The sequence below is a fragment of the Kordia sp. genome, assembly GCF_050633145.1.
GTDB lineage: Bacteria > Bacteroidota > Bacteroidia > Flavobacteriales > Flavobacteriaceae > Kordia.
On the sequence record NZ_JBOEFY010000047.1, the window covers coordinates 12,493 to 31,074 of the forward strand.

The window sequence follows — 18,582 nt, forward strand, 5'->3', positions numbered from 1 at the left end:
CCTTAAACAAGAAGTCAATTTCTAATTTTGAATCACAAAAACTTACAGGAGGTTTGAATTATACACACCCAAAAGCGACAGCATGTTCTGCTGGATGTTCAAATGCTCCAGGTTGTCATACGTATACTTGCTAAGTATTGTAAATTGAAAAAAAGAGGTTACCTAAAAAACACTTTTTTAGGTAACCTCTGTGTAATTTATTTTTTGAAAGATAGCTTTTAATATTCCACCATTAATAGTTAAATCTGTTTTTTGAGAAGCTATTTATGGCTTCTTTTTTGTGAACAATGTTATGTTATTATAATGGAAGCGTATCTGGACCTACTGGATTTGTAGTAAGTTCACCTTGAATAGACGTAAGTGTACATGGGGCTGTACCTGAAAATGTGCAATCATCAGTTATGCAATCAACTGTAACTGTGTCGGTGCATTCACCTACAAGTATTGAAGTTCCAACTGGAGTATCTACTCCACCTTTAATATTTTGAATATTGATTAATCTAGCAACCTTTACTTTATTCAATACAAAACGTTTCATAGTTTCTGAGTTTTATTAAAATTAATATCAAATATTATCTTTTTTTGCGGGACAACAATTTTGTAATGGAGACAATTTATGAATTATCACCATCGTTTTTATCTTGTAATTGCAGTTCTTTGATATAGGAGGTAGGATCCATTCCAGTGGCGCTTTTAAAGACTTTAGAGAAGGTTTCTCTCCGGGCATACCCAAACTCATTCGCAATTGCTTTTATAGAATACAATCGAATCTTTTTGTCATTCTTTAAGGTTACCAAAGCCGTATTGATTCGGAGTTCATTTAAATACGCTGTAAATTTTTTCCCTTTATAGGTATTGATAACATGTGATAAGTATGCGGTATTCGTTTTTAATTTTTTTGCAGTATACGCCAGTGTGCAATCTACATGTAAGAATTGTTGTTTAGCTTCAAATTTCGCCAAGTCTTTTAATATTTGCTCAACACCTTCATCATTAATAGCCAAGTCAGTTTTGTGAGTAGTTATTTTTGATTTATTTTTTGGAGATTCGAGTTCGTTCATTCGAATCATCAAAGCATTGAAACGTTTTTTATGTTGCTTTTTATTTTGCTTATATAACAGCCAAAAGAAAATAGCGCAAGCAATTAAAATACCCGAAATCACATATAAATAATTGACAGTTTTTTTCTGTTGTGTATTTTCATCATTTACGGTTTGAAGCTTTTCTTTTAGTTTTGTAATATCGTAATCTTTTATGGTATGATGAACAACGATATCTGTACTATCTTTTTGTTGCGTAAATTCCTCGAAGAGTTTAAAATTATGAGTCGCATTTTTTATATCTTTTTTCTGTAGATATAACGTTGCTAGTTGAAAATACACTTTATCCAATTCAGGAAAAGAAAGCTCTTCTGGTTGTATTAAGTTTTTAATTTTTTCATATTGAAAAATAGCAGAATCATTAGATTTTAATCCTTGATAATTTTTTGCTTTATATAAATAGAAAGTCATAATTTTTCCGGTTTCTCCTGTTTTTTTAATAATAGTATCTAGAGAAACAATTCGATCAATGCTTTGTTGATATTGCTTTTTTTGATAACCTATAATTACTTCAATCAATAATAAATTTATATGAACTGATGGATATTTTTCAGGAGAAGTTTTTTGAAAACCTTGTTTCATAAATATATAAGCAGAATCTAATTTCTTCATCCGTAAATAAGTGTCCGACAACCCTAAATAATTGATTGCTTCTGTACGGTCTTTATTTGCATTATTTAGCAATTCTATTTTTTGAAGGTTTTGTTTAAATTCTATAAGAGCTCCTGTATAATCTCCAACTTGTTTTTTAACCAAGCCAATATTATATGACATTGCAAGAATATCTTTCAAGTTTTGACGCTCTTCAGCTAATGATTTTGCTTTTAAGTAAGAGGCAATCGTTTTTGTATAATTACCTTTTGCTAAATATACATTCCCTTTAAGGATATGGTTTTGAAACAGTAATGTTTTATCTTTCAGTTGTTGTGCTATTTTTTCAGAAGTTTTAGTAAATGTCAAAGCTTCTTCTAAATTTCCTAGGTTTAAATAAATAACTCCTTTTCTATAAAACGCTTTCGCAATTCGTTGTTTGTCTGTTCCTTTTTTGGCTACAATGCACAACGCATCTACATATTTTTTAGCTTCTTTAGGAGTTTTATAAGTAGCGAGGTATAATTTTTCTAATTCTTCAAACGATTTTGTTGTCAATGAATCTGTTTGCCCGAATACGCAGTTAAGACTAAAAAATAGTAAAACAGGTATGAAAAAAGATGATTTCATAGTTGATAAGGTATTAACGTTTCGGGGGAATTCTATTGAAAATGTAAAGTACTAAATTCTTTGTGTAATAAGAAGAAACTACTCCTTAATCTCAATAGTTCGTTTGGCTTCGTTCCCTAATGCATCAACAACGGTGATTTTATGAATGCCAGTTTCTGGTTTAACTTCCATTTCATGAATGGTTTCGGTAGTACCTAAAAATGTTTCATCCAAATACCAAAAGACTTTCGTGTCTGGAATGGAATGTGCCAATCGTAAAATGACACCATTTTTGTTGCCATCAAAATCTTTTGGAAGAAATACTTTGGTGGCTTCTTCTGGATAAATGAAATCCATACTTTTTTGAAATTCGGCAGTACAATCTTTTCGAAAAGGAGGCAAGGTTTTATACAACGGATTTTTATTCTGATAATAATATTCCATCAATGGCGGCAATACAAACCAACTTTTATGCACCATTTGATTTAATGGTTGACAAGACGAATTGACTTGATAACGCTCATCCAAATCTAAATGAACCAATACATGATACGGACAAGGTTTTGTTTTTAATCCGCTTCTAGGAATAAACTGTTTTTCTTTTTCTTCACACAATTCAGAAGCTCTATAACCACTTTGCGAGCAAATATCCACTTCTTCGAGTTCATCATGTGGAATAGCAAACCATTCGCTTTTAGGCAATACATCAAACACATCAAACAAAATTGGAGCAGCGGCAACTGTTCCGACCAATCCTGGACGACCTTCGCCATCGGCATTTCCAACCCAAACGCCAACTACATAATCTTTTGTAGTACCAATTGCCCAAGCATCACGAAAACCAAAACTAGTTCCTGTTTTCCAAGCAATCTGTTTGCTAGAGTCAAAAAACTCCCAATTTTCTTCACCTTCGGGACGATTTACTTCTTTCAAAGATTCATAAGTTAAATACATCGATCCTGCATCAAAGATGGTTTTTTCCGCGGTAAGCGAACCAAAATCCACCGTCTCATCCAATAAAAAAGAAGGCTCGCAAAATTCATTGCTAAAATATTGACCCGAGTTTTCACCAAAATGTGTCAAGGTTGATGAAAAAGCAGCATAGGTTTTACACAAATCCCACAAGTTGCTTTCTGCGCCACCAAGTATTAATGAAAGTCCATAATGATCGGGATTATACGATATATCTTTTAGTTGTAATTTTTTAAGATAATAGTAGAATTTATCCAAGCCAAATTGTTGTAACATTCGTACCGCAGGAACATTCAACGAACGCGACAACGCACGTTTGGCAGTAACCGCGCCATCATAGGTTTCTTTAAAGTTTTTCGGGTTGTAATTACCAATTGTTGTTGGCACATCAACGACTAAGGTGTTTGGTAGTAAATCGCCAGCATCCAGAATTGCCGTATACAAAAACGGTTTCATAATGCTTCCAGTACTTCTCGGTTTGTGAATGACATTTACATCTTTTTGATGCGATTTATCTGTTGGCGTATTTCCAACATAAGCGAGTACTTTTCGTGTTTTTACATCCAAAACAAGTACCGCAGCATTGTACACTTGATTCTGTTGTAATTCTTTGTAATGTTTAGCAACAATAGCATTTGTTTCTTGCTGTAAATAAGTTTCTACAGACGTTTGTACACGTTTTCCTTTCTGTGTTTCTGCAACCTTATCTAGTAAATGTTTTGCAGTTTGTGGTAGTTGATATGGTTTTTGTGGTAAGGGCTCTTCAATCGCCAAATCGTAGGTGAGTTTATCTATAATTTGCTGATCGAATAGTTTTTTGAGCAATCGATTACGTTTGTTTTTTAAGCGTATTTGATTCTTCCCTGGATAAATTAAACTTGGAGCATTTGGCAATACCGCTAAGGTTGCATTTTCTGCCCAAGAAAGTTCTTGAGGTCTTCTTCCAAAATAACGCCAAGCAGCAGCATCTAAGCCAACAACATTTCCGCCAAAAGGCGCATGAGAAGCGTAGAGTTTTAAAATTTCATCTTTAGAATAACGGAATTCTAATCGCGTGGCGAGAATGAGTTCTTTAGCTTTTTCAAAGTACGTGCGCTTTGTTCCTTTTCGCGATAAGCGAATTACTTGCTGCGTTAGGGTACTTCCGCCACGTTGTACTTCGCCCGAAGTCATGTTTTGCCACAATGCTTTGGTCATAGAAACTGGATTAAATCCAGGGTGATTGTAGAAATAGGCATCTTCAAACTGTATGATACAGGTTCTAAATTTTTCGGGAACAGAATCCAATTCAGGAAAACGCCATTGTCCATCATCGGCAATTTTTGCACCCAATAAAATACCTTCACGACTTTCAATGACGGTAGAAGTTGGTACATCAAATAAAGTTTCTGGCAAACAAAAATAATACGCAATCAACAGTATGCAGATGATTGCCGTTTTTATTCTATTATTCTTTATTTTCTTAACGATGTATTTTATCATTTTGCATGTCTATGCGTCAGATCGAGTGGAAAATGCAAGAGCATTTTTTGTGTCGAGATCTACTTTGATATTTTATTACTTTTTGTATTCACATTACTTCTCGATACATTTTTTCTTCATTTCATTATGAAAAAACACTCGAAGTGACGTTAGAAATTTTCAATTAAAACGCTCCTTAAAACTATACTCACGTTCTACTTTACAGATTTTTACATTATAATACGCATACCAATTTTTGATGCCTTTTCGTTGTGCAACTAAGTGATCGGTATGTTGTTTCCATTGCTTAATGGCTTCTAAACTTCCCCAATAACTTACGGTAATTCCAATTTCATTTCGTGCGCTATCAATACCGATAAAACCAGTTTGTTGTTTGGCTAAATCTTCCATTTGTTGTGCCATTTCTGCATAACCTTCTGTTGTTGTCGTTTGAATAGACGTAAAAATGACGGCGTAATAGGGTGTAAATTCTGTGTTCATTATTTTATCTAATTAAGGAAAAACTGCCTGAAAAAATTTGCCCTTCCAATGTTTGAAATTTATACCAATAATCATTACTAGGCATTGGCCTTCCTTTGTATGTGCCATTCCAACCTTCTATTTGTCCGGGTCGAAAATAATAAAGTAATTTTCCATAGCGATCAAAAATATACATAATGGAAGTTTGCTGTACTGCTACAGATATTCCTTTTACATTCCAAGTATCATTTACATAATCGTTGTTTGGCGTAAAAAATTCTGGAAAAGAAATATTAGCGATATCTACAATAGTATCATAACAATCAGGGTTGATAAAAAAGTTGGTCATACTTTTACAGCCATTGTTGTTGGTTACTACAACAAAGATTTCTTCGGTATCGCCTAACGCATAATAAATAGCATTAATAGTATTGATTTCTTGTGCAGCTTCTTCTTCTGATAGGTAAAATTCTAAAGTATAGTCTGTGTTTCCATTTGTGATAATTTCACTGTAAATATCATTCAAGTCAAAATAACCTTCTAAATTAGTATCTATATAGCAATCTGACAGTAACCGTATGCTGGGCGAATTTACAAAGGGTTCTATAATTGGGTTTTCAAAAGATTGAATTGTAAATTGAGTAGTTTCAAAACAATTTGTATCATTATCTTCCACGCGAATATAAATAGTTGCTTGTACAGCAGGAATTGTATAATTTGTACTTAGAGAATTTGTATTGGTTTCAGCATCTACTAGCGAATCATGATAAGAGACCGTAATATTTTGTGTAACGTTTTGTAAAAGCTCGTTTTCTACTTGAGTGAGATCAAAAGGACCATCAATTTCGTTTTCACAAAAACTAATAGAGCTTGGAATTGTAATTTCCAAACTTTCAAAAGTAATGACATTAAATAATGTTACAGCAAAGCAATCACTATCAGTGATTTGTACACGTACGTAGATAGTATCTTGGTTTGTGTTTGCGTTATAGTTAGTATTGATTGCGTCAGTATTTGTATTTGCATTATTTAAAGTTGTGTGATAGGTAATGATTACATTTTGTGATGTATTTGCTGTTAATTCATTTTCTACTTGTGTAAGATCAAAACTACCGTCATCTGCGCAATGCATAATATCACTTGGTGTTGTTATTTGTGGACTTTCGTTAAGAATAATTTCAAATTGTGAGGTTTCAAAACAATTGCTATTGTTTGTGTTTTCTACACGAACAAAAATAGTTTCTTGACCAGGAGAAATTTGATAGTTGGTATTAATTGGATTTGTTCCTGTTGTTGCATCACCCAAACTCGTATAATATGTTACTACAACAGAAATAGTGTTGTTTTGAAGCAACTCATTTTCTATTTGTGTGAGATCAAAAGTAGTGTCGTTTTCACATTGTGTAATGTTGTTAGGTGTTGTTATTTGTGGGGTTTCATTTAGAATAATATCAAATTGCGAAGTTTCAAAGCATTCGCCATTGTTTGCATTTTCTACACGAATAAAAATGGTTTCTTGACCAGGAGAAATTTGATAGTTGGTATTGATTGGGTTTGTCCCAGTGGTAGCATCACCCCAACTTGTATAATAGGTTACTATAACAGCAATTGTATTGTTTTGAAGCAATTCATTTTCTATTTGTGTGAGATTAAAAGTATTATTGTTTTCACATTGAGTAATGTTGTTAGGTGTTGTTATTTGTGGGTTTTCGTTTAGGATAATATCAAATTGCGAAATTTCAAAGCACTCGCTGTTGTTTGTACTCTCCACACGAACGAAAATAGTTTCTTGTCCTGAAGTTATTTGATAGTTTGTATTAATTACATTTGTTCCTAAATTGGCATCTGTCATATTAGCGTGATAGCTTACCGTTACAGGAATTATATTATTTTGAAGTAATTCAGTTTCTATATCTGTAAGCGTGAAAATCCCATTGCTTTCACTTTCACACTGTTCTAAATTTGTAGGTGCAACAATAGAAGGTGTAAAGTTTATTGAAATATTGAAATTTGTAACTGCAAAACAGTTATCATCTACATTTTCAACTCTTACATAGATTATTTCTTCAGTAGCTGTTGTTGTGTAATCTGGATCGATAGCGTTTAAATTTAATTCAGCATCGGATTCTGAATTATGATAACTTACAGTGACAGGGTTACTAGTACTTTGAAGAAGTTCTGGTTCAACGGTAGTTAAATCGTATGTAAAACTAGTAGTATCTTCAGTACAAATTACTAATTCCGAAGGCATAGTTATTTCAGGTGTCGTATCTGTAATAATTAAATTCACTTCTACAACTTCAGTCTCTCCAGTTATTGTATTTTCAATTCTTATATATATTGTTTGTGAGCCTTGTTGGGTATTGTTCCAAATATCGGGTAGTGGATTTGTGCCAGAATTGGCATCAGCAGCATTTATGTGCGAAGAAGTTTCAAAATTATATGCTTCATGTAATCCTGCAGCTCCCCACCATTCACCATTACTAAAGTCATTAGTAGCTATTATTGAAATTGTCAATATTTCTAAGTTGATTCTATATAGAATCGAGGGTGTTACACCATATAATTCACCAAGTTCACTCGCAAGTCCGTAAGTATTGCTGGGAATAATACCTAAATCTACATGTGATATATAATTAAAGTTATTATCTATTGTCACTTCGTACAATCTGGTTGCACCATTTCTTAGCCAAGATATATACATCTTATTGCCAAGTATTACGAAATCACCGCTTGGCATACCTTGTTGAAAGTCATGCCATATGTAAGGAGGGCTCATTTCATCACTATCATACCTATATACTACATTGCTAAAACCACCAAAATACATATTACCTTCTGTGTCAAAAGACAATGAGTTCGATAGAATAGGAATTGGTGATAATCCGGGAATTATACTGGTACTACAATTGTCTTCATTTAACAAACGAATAGAGTTATAATCTGCAATAATGTGAATCATACCATTTTCATCTACTCCAACATCTGTAAGTGCATAAGGAACATTACAGAGGACTTCTGAAGTAACAGGACCTTCCAAGAAGTTTTCGAACTTTATAATACTTCCTGTTCTAGTAGAAATTATGATTCCTTCTTCTATAGTTGTTAAACTATTAAGATAATCTATAAGAATATCAGATTGTATATTTGAGATATTAATTTCTGCAAAACCATCATCACCGCAAATTACATATTCTACAGGATCCATGAATTCTTCTGATTCTATATCAGAAATTGTATTTTTAGAGTTTCCTGAGAAAGTGAAAAGTCCTAAAAAAATAATAAATCCTATTTTGAATTTTGACATATAATTTTATTGTATTTTTCTTCCTTATAGATGTCAATATAAACAAAAGGTTGCGTTCAGTCTAGCATTAAAGCGATAATGCATTGATAGTATTTTTTCTTTTTTTACAATTTTTCTTTAGTTATTTCACCACTTCAATCCATTGTCCTTTAGTTCTCACAAAGAAATCATTATCATACATCGCTTCTGCTTGAACTCCTGGTAAATAGTACTTTCCTAAATAGGAAGCATTTAGTAATACGTTGAAAGTTTTTGCTTTTCCGCGTGGTAAATCAAAATAGAAATTCACACGATCATCTCTAATATCTGTATGTCTGGCTTCGCTAGATGGCGTATTTCCATAATCAGTAAAACGTGTATTCACAATTTCCCAACCTGACGGAAATATTTCTGTCAATGCAATATCACCTATAAATTCAGGCTTGTCGTTTGAAACCGTTACGGTTGCCATAAAATCAGTTCCTTGCGTCAGTTTCGACACATCGATAGTGTTTCCAGCTTTGTCTTTATAGGTTACACGAATAGCTAAGTTTCGCTTTTCCGCTAATTCTTCGCCCAAAGGCAACTTTCCAGTATTTAATACACGCACAAATAATACATTGTCTTCTTTGTTTTCAATTTGAATTGTATTACTTCCTTTTTTAATGTCTAAATCGCGTTGCGCAATGGCTTTTGTCGTTTGAATTGTCTGCGGACTTTTCCCGTTGAAGGTGTATTGCATTTTAATATTCTTTCCGCCATTTTGCGTCACCATTTTACCCATTGCTAACAGACTATATGCAGTAGTTTGCGTGCTCATCCAACGACTTGAGGATAAATCTTTGGCAATTGTTTTAGACAGCTCAATGGTTTTAGGATCTTTTAAAATAACCATTGTTTCCATTGCCATTGCTCTATTTCTATCTACCGAACCATAGGTATAATCATATCGTGCTTTTGATGGCGTAAAGTTGATATTTGCCGTTTTTGCAATTTGTTCAGCAGCTTCTTTTTGAGAAGCCAATGCATACGCAGCTGCCAATCGCCATTTGGCATCGTTTGATAAATTATTCGTTTCACGCAGTCGGTTCATAGAAGCCAAATCTGGGTAACCAGCTAAGGCTAGTGTATACAAACGATATGCTTGCGTTAAATCGTCATAGTGATATCTAGTATCATTTCGCCATGTACGCGCTGCATTTTGCTGATAACTAATCCACTTATTCATAAATGTCAACGGCAAGGTATATCCTTTCTTTTCTGCTTCAATCATAAAATGACCTGCGTAGTTTGTTCCCCAATCATTGACTTGATTTTCACCTATCCAATAGCCCAATCCGCCATTTGAAAGTTGGAAATGTGCCAAACGTTTGATGCCTTTTTCTATATTTTGATTGATTTCTCCTGTTTTCTGAACAGTTAAGTCAAAAATATCTGCGAGATATAATTGTGGAAATACACTTGATGTTGTTTGCTCTATACAACCGTGCGGATAACGAATTAAGTATTGCATACGCGCAGTGAAATCCATTGGTGGTAATGTTGAAAATTCTACGGTAGCTGCGTTGCTTCCATCAACACCAAAAGTATCAAAAGAGAGTGTTTGCGATTCGTTTCCTTGCAAGGTTAATTCGTGAATTTTCTTTGCAATCGGATTTGGATTTTCTACATCCAATTCTACTTTATACGATGCTTTTTCACCATTTCCAGTAGCCACAACTTCTATGGTTTGAATGCCTTTTATTTCGCTTACATCTAAGTCGAAAAACACCATTTTTTCATCTGGCTTGCTAAATGTGAGTGATTTTGTTTTGCTTCCAATTACCGAAATTCCGTTTTGTAATTTCAGCGTAAGCGATACATTTTTCACCTTGTTTTCCATTGCAAAAACAGTGACAGGTAAGGTAACTTTTTCACCTGGACTTAGTTTTCTAGGTGCAGTAGCTAACACCATTAACGGCTTTTTTACTTGCGATGATTGCTCTGCATTTCCATACGCTTCCGTTTTAGGATTTCCGGCCACAACCATGGTACGTACAGCGCCAATATAATTTGGCATGTCAACAGTATGTGATGCCGTTTGTCCAGCTTTCAGTTTGAATGGTCCTAAATATTTTACCACAGGTTTAAAACGATTGGCTTTTTTGTTTTTTCCGCCATTTCCGCCATCGCCGCCACCAATTGCAAACACTTGATCTATGTCTCCACTAAATGCACCAATGATATCATCGTAAATATCCCAAGTACGAACGCCAAGTGCTTGACGTTGATAGAAAAGATCCCAAGGATTTGGTGTTTTAAATCGTGTTAAATCTAACAAACCTTCATCTACAACAGCAATTGTATAGGTCATTTCTTTTTTGCTTTCTTCACTTACTTTTACCGTAAACGATTGTTCTGGACGTAAGGTTTCTGGTACTGAAATTTTAGGTTTGAGAATCGTAGCAGGATTTTCTACCATGATTGGAATCACACCATATAAACGAATTGGTAAATCGTTAGAAACATTGTCATGTTTTTGTACTAGAGAAACATTTACAAACACATTTGGCGCCATTTCACTCGTAATCGGAATTGTCGTTGTGGTTTGCTCTTTGGATGTTTTTACCCATTTTGTGCTCAATACTTCTGTACCGTTTTCAACACTAACCAAAGCACGTCCGCCTTTCCCTGAAGGGAACGTAATGGTTGCTTGCTCTCCAACATTGTATTTGTCTTTGTCTGCTGCAAAAATCAGCATTTTGGCAGATTCTGAGTTGCCATCATTACTTCTGCGCCACCAGTTTTTGTAGAAATATGTTGTTTTTCCTGTAGCATGTCCGCTTTTTGGATCGGAAATATGAATTAAGTAACGTCCGCGATCTTCGTCGGGAATGTTTAGCTTGAAACTTCCTTTTCCATTGGCATTTGTATTAACTGTGAAGGTACGATAGCGTTCGTGATAGTTGCTTCCCGAATAGGAAGATAAATCTTCATACGACGAGCTCCACCACCAACGCCAATTGATTTCATAAATTTTCACTTTCAATCCGTTACGCTTGATTGGATTTCCGCGATCATCAACCGTAACAACTTCAAAAGTATTGTCTTCATCCGTATAAAACGAACCGTATTGTTTTGGTTTGGGTGTTTTTAATCCAACAAAAGAAATGTATGGTGCAAAATCTTTTGAAAATGCGTCAATAGAGAAATCGCCACCGTTTTCAAACACACGCGTTAAAAAAGATGCACGCAACATACCTGGTGCTTTTTTATCCACGTTTATTTTTTTGGAGATGTCAACGACTCCTTCTTCGTTCAGTTTTCCTTTGAACATGATAAATTCTTCCGAATTAAAATTTCGTGTCGGATCGTTGAATTCATAGTTTGGAAATTTCTTGAAAGATGTCTTTGTACTCGTTAATCGCACATTGACTTCTGCTTTTAAGTTTTTCGCAGGTGCGCCATGCAACCAAGCGGCTTTTAGTGTGCCTTCAATTGGTCTGGAATTCGCTAAAATTTCATCATCAAAATCAATATTTATTTTTAAACGATTTGGTTTTACCGTTTCTATTTTGAGCGTTTTAGAGAAGTTTACGCCACCAACACTTACATTGACTTCCCAATTTCCTGTTGGCGCTTCCCGATCCGTTTCAACTGTAAATTTATAGAAGTTATCTACACCTTGCGTCATGATGTTTTTATAGACTAATTTGCCGCGTGCATCGGTAACTTCCATTTTTACAGGATGATTTTTTGGAAGCGGATTTCCTGTATCATTCAACACAAAAGCTAAGTGTAAAGAGTCGCCAGGACGCCAAACACCACGTTCGCCATAAATATATCCGTTGATGCCTTTTTTGATCTTTTTCCCAGCTACATCAAACTTACTCATAGATAATGCACTACCATCATTCAGTTTTATGTATGTAATTTGATTGCCTTTGGAAACTGTTGCAAAGTATGCGTTTTTGTCAGCATCAATGGTCGTTAAACCTTCCGAATCGGTTTGTTTTGATTCAATTTCTTGTTGTTGAAAGTTGTAGAGTGTTACTTTGGCATTGCTCACAGGATCGGTAGATATAATGTCACTTACCGCGAAATAATACGATTTGTTTCCGCCACTTTTTACAATGACACCTAAGTCGGATGCGAGAATGTTTGCTGTAAGGAATTCACTTTGCATATAATACGAATCGGTACATGGATTATCGCGATCATTCCAATTGTATTGATAGTTTCTAAATTCGTACATGCGATTGTCCCAGTACTCTTCTTCATTTTCTTCTTCATCTTCACGATTTTGATAGTAATTGTCGCGTCTGCGCGAACGAGAACTATCTGCAGTAGCGCCATCACCTTCTTCACAAGCATAAAGTGAATATTCTTTTTTAAAGCCAATTTCTACTTGGTAGATAGCACCAGGAGCTGCTTTGAAAAGTGTAGACAAATCAATTCCGTAGGTTTTCCATTGTCCATCATTTTCGTTTTCATTTTCGATTAAATGGATGGTTTTTTTGGCAATGCGTCTTCCAACTTTTCGAATGCTATATCGATCAATTTCGCTTAGATTATTTTCTTGTAAAAACTGCAATACATTGTCTTGATATATTTTAATGATACGTACGTCAACCGCTTTTAAGTTCATCGCCTGAAAGTTGTACGTAAGGTTTTTTGAGTTTGGTAAAATAACACCTTTGCTTACGGCGCGAAGTTTTGGTTTTTGCTGTTCAAATGAGATGCTTTTTTTGTATCCGCTTTTCAGTTTATAATCGTCTTTACTTTTAATACCGGAAAATACTTCCAGCATTGTTGTGCCTTTAATTTTATTTTTTGGATAGATGTTTAAGATGTTTCCATCGGTTGCATACGTGAGCCCTTTTTGATTTGTAATCGTTACCAATCCTGCAAAGTTTTGATTTTTATGTAGTGGATCTGTAAAGTTGATGCTTACTTTTTGCTCAGGACTTTGAGAAACCGTCACACCAATAATTGAGAAGTTGTTTTTTCCAGGAATAGTATAATACGTTCCGCCTTTTGCTTTGGCACTAATTGCGGTTCCAACCCATGAAATTTTCACCTCTGAATTATTGTCTAATCGATTAATACTATCAATTGTAAACTCGTACGTAGTATTGTTAAGAACAGAAGGTTCCCATTTTACATTTAATGTTTTTCCACCTTGTGTTGCAGTGACTAGTTTTTGTAGTTTTTCTGTTGGAATGACATCTGCAGAGCGCAAGGTTCCATTTAAATATTGCCATTCTTTTGAATACGATTGCAAGTCGTTGGTCGTTACAGAAAAGTTTGGAGTTACTGTTTTAAAGACAAAAGTATATGTCTTAAATTCTTCTTTAACATCTTCGTAAATATCTTCTAGTTTAACCGTTACCGAATATTCTGTGTCTGGTTGCAAAGGTGCATCTGGTTGAAAACGCAAGGTTTTGTTGTTTTGAACCAGTAGTTTTCCGCTTACTTTCGGACTAATACTGATGATATCTGTAGATAGTTCTCCTGAATCACCCAAATTTGGCATTTGCTTTTGAAGCCCAATAATAATAGGTTCTGTCACAGAAACTGTTCCTGCGGTGGTTTGATAAATATAATCTTTGAATTCAAATATATTATCTGCTTCCGGATTTCCTGTGTTACAAGAAAAGAAGCTGAGAAATATCCCGAAAAGGACAAGAATAGTACTGTTGCGCATGATGGATTTTTTTGTAAAATAGACAAACTTTCTCATAATATAGATGTTCTTTGAGTATTCGTTATCAGGTAATTAGTATTCGTAAAAAATTGGATAGGATTCGTTTTTTATTACTTTTTATAAATTCCTACAGTTATGTTTCCTTTTTCATCAGCCATTGCACGATACATGCCTGGCGTATTAAATTCTGCAACTAAATTTCCTTTTGCATCTATGGCAATAATTCCGCCGTCGCCTCCCATGTTTTTTAATTTATTTTGTATCACTTCTTGAGCTGCTTCTTGCAACGACATGTTTTTATATTCCATCAATGCAGAAATATCATGTGCTACAGCTGCTCTTATAAAATATTCGCCGTGTCCAGTTCCAGAAACTGCACAAGTTTTGTTGTTTGCATACGTTCCTGCACCAATTATTGGAGAATCTCCTATGCGACTCCATTTTTTATTAGTCATTCCACCTGTAGACGTTCCAGCAGCTAGGTTCCCGTTTTTATCTAAAGCGACACAACCTACAGTTCCGTACTTGTAATCTTTAATATAGGGATCTATATAAGCAGCTTTGTCTTTATCTCCTTTTTTTGCTTTTTGAAGCGAATTGAATCGTCTTTCCGTGAAAAAGTAACTAGTATCTACTACTTCTAAACCTTGTGCTGCGGCAAATTCTTCAGCGCCTTTTCTTGCTAACAAAACATGATTTGAATTTTCCATAACTTTTCGAGCTGCGGAAATTGGGTTTTTTAAATTCGTCACACCTGCAACGGCACCAGCATTTAACGTTTTTCCTTCCATGATAGAAGCATCCAATTCGTTTTTACCATTGTTAGCAAAAACGGCACCTTTTCCAGCGTTGAATAATGGTGAGTTTTCTAAGATATGAATGGTTTGCTCAACAGCATCTAAGCTTGAACCGCCATTTTGCAGAATTTCATATCCTTTGCTGGCAGCTTTCTTTAAAATTGCTTTGTATTCTGCTTCCATTTCAGGAGTCAAATTCTTTTTTAATATTGTTCCTGCGCCGCCATGAATAACCAATCCGAAAGTGTTTACAGGTTTCGTATCAGTTTTTGGTGTTTTTTTTTCGGAAGAAGTATTTGTGCAACTATGTAGTAGAAAAATAGAAAACAGCAATACAAGTGCAGATTTTTTCATGAGAATAAAAATGATTGATTAGTGCATTAAATGTACACAATTTCAAGATGAGAAACGGACTGTTTTTCAGATATTTATTCACAAGTAAAAACAAAAAAAAGCTCCAAAAATATACTTTTGGAGCTTTCGTTTTTGTTATTTTCAAAAATTAACAACCAGTAATGCCTGGCATTGTTTTGATTGAATCACAGAAACAGTTTGTATTTGCCGAAGGGCAGTTTGCTGTTTCAGGTGGACAATTTGCCGTATGACAACCATTTGTTCCTGGTGGACAGGCATTGGTTGGACAATTGTTTGTGCATTGCATTGTTTCAATAGAATCGCAAGGATTCGATAGAAAACCTCCATAAATCGTGTTCATCTGATTAAATGATGCAATTTTTGATTTATGGATAGTTAATTTTTGAGAGATCTTTCTTTTTTTCATAACAATGTATTTATTAGTTTATTAAGCTTCACAAGGAATTCCTTGTGAGGTCTGGCAGTTAAATTGCCATGAAGGTTCGCAATCACAAGCAGAATATAATTCACTATGCCAAGTGCATTGACGTATATCCCACGTAAAATTGCATTGTTTAATATCTATTGTTAATGTAATAGGTATAGGTACACTTTGTGCGCCTCCATTTAGTTTTGAAACGGAAGCCTTTTTAAGTGATAATGATTTTAGTTTCTTTTTTTTCATAATTTAAGTTTTAATATTAAGATTCACAGATTCGTACTGATTCAATACCACAAGCTAAATCCATTGTACCCGGACATGGAATGTTGATAGAATTACAGTTGGTGTGCCATGAAGGCTCACAATGACATGCTGAATATAATTCGCTTTCCCAAGTACAAGTGAATAAATCTTGTGTAAGAGTGCATGTTAAATGTGATTGTATTAACGCACCACCTTTTACGTCTCCAAGTTTTGAAATTTGTTTCTTCCTGAGAGACAGTTTCTTATTTAAATTCTTTTTTTTCATGATTTTAAATTTTATGGTTAAGCGTCACAAACAAGGTGCGAGTTTGGTGAACATCCTGGTTGTTCTGTATATTGACATGGACGATCAATAGATGGTCCGCAGTTTCCATCCCAAGAAGGGTCACAATAACAAGCTGTATACAATTCACTATGCCAAGTGCATGTTTTGATCAATTGGCTTGTGCAGTTTCCGCCACCAAGGGTTATAGCAGCACCACCTTGTACGTCATCGAGTTTGGAAATTCTTTTTTTTCCTAAGTCTAGTCTTTTATTGAGATTCTTTTTTTTCATGGTTTTGATTTTTAAAATTATGCGTCACAAACGTTTATAGATTCTATTGGACATACAATTCCCCAAGATGGACAGTTTATATTTTGTGTATAAGGACAACAAGCCGTGTTTAACTCACTCTGCCAAGTACATGTTTTGATGAATTGACTCGTACAATTTCCGCCACCAACGGTGCATGAAATATGTGAAGCAGCAACTCCACCTTGTACACTACCAAGATTAGAGATTTGTTTTTTCCCTAAGTCTAGTTTTTTATTAAAATTCTTTTTTTTCATGGTTTTAAGTTTTTAGAATTAAGCTTCGCAAGGAATTCCTATGGAAGTTTCACAGTTTATTTCCCAAGAAGTAGGGCAATTACAAGCAGTATATAATTCACTTACCCAAGTTGTGGTACATTGTGTTTGATTGAATGTAAAAACACAATCTCTTATATATCTTGATAAAGGAATTGGAGTTGGTGCTTGCGCCCCACCATTTAGTTTTGAAATGGATGCTTTTTTAAGCGATAACGCTTTTAACTTCTTTTTTTTCATAATTAGTTCTGTTTTTGGTTAACAAAAAAAAGATAGCCAATAATACAATCAACAAAGTATGGTTTTCCCTTACTTAACATTTGCGTGTCAGTTTTGACAGTTAACTTTGTAGAAATGTCAGAGTATCGCTAAAAAATGTGTAATTTTAAAATCTAAAATTCTAAATTATAATGGCTATACAAAAACCGTTTAACCTTAATCAATGGGTTGAAGAAAATAGAGATTTGTTAAAACCGCCTGTAGCAAATAAAAACTTATACAAAGAGGCTGGTGATTATATTGTGATGATTGTTGGCGGACCAAACGCACGAAAGGATTATCACTACAACGAAACCGAAGAGTTATTTTACCAATTAGAAGGAAATATTGAAGTACATATTCAGGAAGATGGTGAAAAGAAAACAATGAAATTAGGTCCTGGTGATATGTATTTGCATCCTGCTGGCGTGCCACATTCTCCTGTGCGTTTTGATAACTCTATAGGCTTGGTTGTTGAACGTAAACGAAAAGGAACCGATTTAATGGATGGTTTGCAATGGTATTGCGATAATTGTAATCATAGACTACATGAAGTTCGATTTCCGTTAGTTGATGTTGAAAAAGATTTCTTGGGACATTTTAAAACATTTTATGCTTCGCAAGACTTATTAACTTGTGATAATTGTGGAACAGTAATGCCTGTTGATGAACGATTTACAGCTGATGAAGAGTAAGCACTTTTTTATTTGTATGAGTTTGGTAATTTTTATGCTTTGCTCGTGTGAACCAGCACCTACAGCCGAAATGGTGATCCAAAAATCTTTGGAAAAAGCACACGGAGGAAAAGCATTATGGGAAACACCAAAATTATTAATTTACGAAAAAACAACTACGTTTTATGATAGTGAAGGCACTGTAGAAAGTGTTAAAAAACAAAGATTTCATAATACGCTACAACCAACATTTACTTCAAAAGTAAAATGGATTGAAGATGATGTTGAAAAACGCATTGTTTTTGATGGAGAACAAACCTCGGTGTTTTTTGATGGTATCTCGCAAACAGATGAAAAAGTAATAGCAGCTGCTTATAAAGAAATTATAGGTGCGCAATATGTGTTATGGCAACCGTATAAATTATTTACAGACGAAGCTTCTTTAACGTATGAAGGAATTGTTCGATTGGAAGATAATACCGATGCATATTCAATAAAAGTTACCTATCCTAACAGTGATACAATATGGTGGTATTATTTTGATATAACTACTTGGTTGCTGAAAGAGAATTTAATTCAACACAGTGAAACAACGTATAGTCAAATTGTAAATATAACACAGGAAGAACATACAGGTTTGCGATTGCATCAAGATCGAAAAAGCTTTAAAATTGATGTAGCGAAAGATGAAAAATATCTTCGTGCCAAATACCATTATACTATCTTAGAATTGAAATGATAAACCGCACATTGTGCAACT

General features: G+C 34.4%; 15 protein-coding genes. 2 read left to right on the forward strand and 13 right to left on the reverse strand.

Annotation, left to right across the window (positions count from 1 at the left end; genetic code table 11):
* Positions 1-298: 298 nt before the first annotated feature.
* The 13 genes from ACRBBL_RS20320 to ACRBBL_RS20380 all read right to left on the reverse strand — a co-directional run bounded on the left by ACRBBL_RS20320 (position 299) and on the right by ACRBBL_RS20380 (position 17,130).
* On the reverse strand, positions 299-538 hold the full coding sequence (locus ACRBBL_RS20320) for a hypothetical protein (RefSeq protein ID WP_431370919.1): 240 nt from the start codon (positions 536-538) through the stop codon (positions 299-301).
* A 76-nt stretch (positions 539-614) separates the two neighbouring features.
* Positions 615-2,321: a helix-turn-helix domain-containing protein gene (locus tag ACRBBL_RS20325; protein ID WP_431370920.1), complete on the reverse strand. Its 1,707-nt coding sequence runs from the start codon at positions 2,319-2,321 to the stop codon at positions 615-617.
* A gap of 78 nt (positions 2,322-2,399) precedes the next feature.
* Entirely contained in the window at positions 2,400-4,754 is a 2,355-nt protein-coding gene (gene pbpC, locus ACRBBL_RS20330) for a penicillin-binding protein 1C (protein WP_431370921.1), read from the reverse strand.
* Between the two features lie 159 nt (positions 4,755-4,913).
* On the reverse strand, positions 4,914-5,234 hold the full coding sequence (locus ACRBBL_RS20335; protein WP_431370922.1) for an antibiotic biosynthesis monooxygenase family protein: 321 nt from the start codon (positions 5,232-5,234) through the stop codon (positions 4,914-4,916).
* Between the two features lie 4 nt (positions 5,235-5,238).
* The gene (locus ACRBBL_RS20340; RefSeq protein WP_431370923.1) at positions 5,239-8,520 is read right to left on the reverse strand and encodes a T9SS type B sorting domain-containing protein; all 3,282 of its coding nucleotides are present in this window, start codon (positions 8,518-8,520) and stop codon (positions 5,239-5,241) included.
* Positions 8,521-8,641: 121 nt separating this feature from the next.
* Positions 8,642-14,221, reverse strand: coding sequence for an MG2 domain-containing protein (locus ACRBBL_RS20345; protein WP_431370924.1), 5,580 nt, complete (start codon positions 14,219-14,221; stop codon positions 8,642-8,644).
* Positions 14,222-14,295: 74 nt separating this feature from the next.
* Positions 14,296-15,336, reverse strand: a complete 1,041-nt coding sequence (locus tag ACRBBL_RS20350) for an isoaspartyl peptidase/L-asparaginase family protein (RefSeq protein WP_431370925.1) — start codon at positions 15,334-15,336, stop codon at positions 14,296-14,298.
* Positions 15,337-15,484: 148 nt separating this feature from the next.
* Entirely contained in the window at positions 15,485-15,763 is a 279-nt protein-coding gene (locus tag ACRBBL_RS20355) for a hypothetical protein (RefSeq protein ID WP_431370926.1), read from the reverse strand.
* A 21-nt stretch (positions 15,764-15,784) separates the two neighbouring features.
* Positions 15,785-16,021: a hypothetical protein gene (locus ACRBBL_RS20360; protein WP_431370927.1), complete on the reverse strand. Its 237-nt coding sequence runs from the start codon at positions 16,019-16,021 to the stop codon at positions 15,785-15,787.
* Between the two features lie 16 nt (positions 16,022-16,037).
* Positions 16,038-16,307, reverse strand: a complete 270-nt coding sequence (locus tag ACRBBL_RS20365; protein ID WP_431370928.1) for a hypothetical protein — start codon at positions 16,305-16,307, stop codon at positions 16,038-16,040.
* A 17-nt stretch (positions 16,308-16,324) separates the two neighbouring features.
* Entirely contained in the window at positions 16,325-16,597 is a 273-nt protein-coding gene (locus ACRBBL_RS20370) for a class I lanthipeptide (RefSeq protein WP_431370929.1), read from the reverse strand.
* A gap of 17 nt (positions 16,598-16,614) precedes the next feature.
* A complete protein-coding gene (locus ACRBBL_RS20375; RefSeq protein ID WP_431370930.1) occupies positions 16,615-16,872 on the reverse strand; it encodes a class I lanthipeptide in 258 nt (85 codons plus the stop codon).
* Between the two features lie 18 nt (positions 16,873-16,890).
* The gene (locus ACRBBL_RS20380) at positions 16,891-17,130 is read right to left on the reverse strand and encodes a hypothetical protein (RefSeq protein WP_431370931.1); all 240 of its coding nucleotides are present in this window, start codon (positions 17,128-17,130) and stop codon (positions 16,891-16,893) included.
* A gap of 170 nt (positions 17,131-17,300) precedes the next feature.
* On the opposite strand from ACRBBL_RS20380, the gene ACRBBL_RS20385 reads away from it, so the two are divergent.
* Both ACRBBL_RS20385 and ACRBBL_RS20390 read left to right on the forward strand, forming a co-directional pair.
* Positions 17,301-17,843 carry a 3-hydroxyanthranilate 3,4-dioxygenase gene (locus ACRBBL_RS20385; RefSeq protein ID WP_431370932.1) on the forward strand — a complete coding sequence of 181 codons (543 nt, stop codon included), beginning with the start codon at positions 17,301-17,303 and terminating at the stop codon, positions 17,841-17,843.
* Positions 17,844-17,859: 16 nt separating this feature from the next.
* Positions 17,860-18,561, forward strand: a complete 702-nt coding sequence (locus ACRBBL_RS20390) for a hypothetical protein (protein WP_431370933.1) — start codon at positions 17,860-17,862, stop codon at positions 18,559-18,561.
* Positions 18,562-18,582 lie beyond the last annotated feature (21 nt).

Excerpts from the sequence above, each read along its gene's own strand:
- ACRBBL_RS20320 (WP_431370919.1), bottom strand. The coding sequence starts at position 538 with ATGAAACGTTTTGTATTGAATAAAGTAAAGGTTGCTAGATTAATCAAT.
- ACRBBL_RS20325 (WP_431370920.1), bottom strand. The coding sequence starts at position 2,321 with ATGAAATCATCTTTTTTCATACCTGTTTTACTATTTTTTAGTCTTAAC.
- pbpC (WP_431370921.1), bottom strand. The coding sequence starts at position 4,754 with ATGATAAAATACATCGTTAAGAAAATAAAGAATAATAGAATAAAAACG.
- ACRBBL_RS20335 (WP_431370922.1), bottom strand. The coding sequence starts at position 5,234 with ATGAACACAGAATTTACACCCTATTACGCCGTCATTTTTACGTCTATT.
- ACRBBL_RS20340 (WP_431370923.1), bottom strand. The coding sequence starts at position 8,520 with ATGTCAAAATTCAAAATAGGATTTATTATTTTTTTAGGACTTTTCACT.
- ACRBBL_RS20345 (WP_431370924.1), bottom strand. The coding sequence starts at position 14,221 with ATGAGAAAGTTTGTCTATTTTACAAAAAAATCCATCATGCGCAACAGT.
- ACRBBL_RS20350 (WP_431370925.1), bottom strand. The coding sequence starts at position 15,336 with ATGAAAAAATCTGCACTTGTATTGCTGTTTTCTATTTTTCTACTACAT.
- ACRBBL_RS20355 (WP_431370926.1), bottom strand. The coding sequence starts at position 15,763 with ATGAAAAAAAGAAAGATCTCTCAAAAATTAACTATCCATAAATCAAAA.
- ACRBBL_RS20360 (WP_431370927.1), bottom strand. The coding sequence starts at position 16,021 with ATGAAAAAAAAGAAACTAAAATCATTATCACTTAAAAAGGCTTCCGTT.
- ACRBBL_RS20365 (WP_431370928.1), bottom strand. The coding sequence starts at position 16,307 with ATGAAAAAAAAGAATTTAAATAAGAAACTGTCTCTCAGGAAGAAACAA.
- ACRBBL_RS20370 (WP_431370929.1), bottom strand. The coding sequence starts at position 16,597 with ATGAAAAAAAAGAATCTCAATAAAAGACTAGACTTAGGAAAAAAAAGA.
- ACRBBL_RS20375 (WP_431370930.1), bottom strand. The coding sequence starts at position 16,872 with ATGAAAAAAAAGAATTTTAATAAAAAACTAGACTTAGGGAAAAAACAA.
- ACRBBL_RS20380 (WP_431370931.1), bottom strand. The coding sequence starts at position 17,130 with ATGAAAAAAAAGAAGTTAAAAGCGTTATCGCTTAAAAAAGCATCCATT.
- ACRBBL_RS20385 (WP_431370932.1), top strand. The coding sequence starts at position 17,301 with ATGGCTATACAAAAACCGTTTAACCTTAATCAATGGGTTGAAGAAAAT.
- ACRBBL_RS20390 (WP_431370933.1), top strand. The coding sequence starts at position 17,860 with ATGAGTTTGGTAATTTTTATGCTTTGCTCGTGTGAACCAGCACCTACA.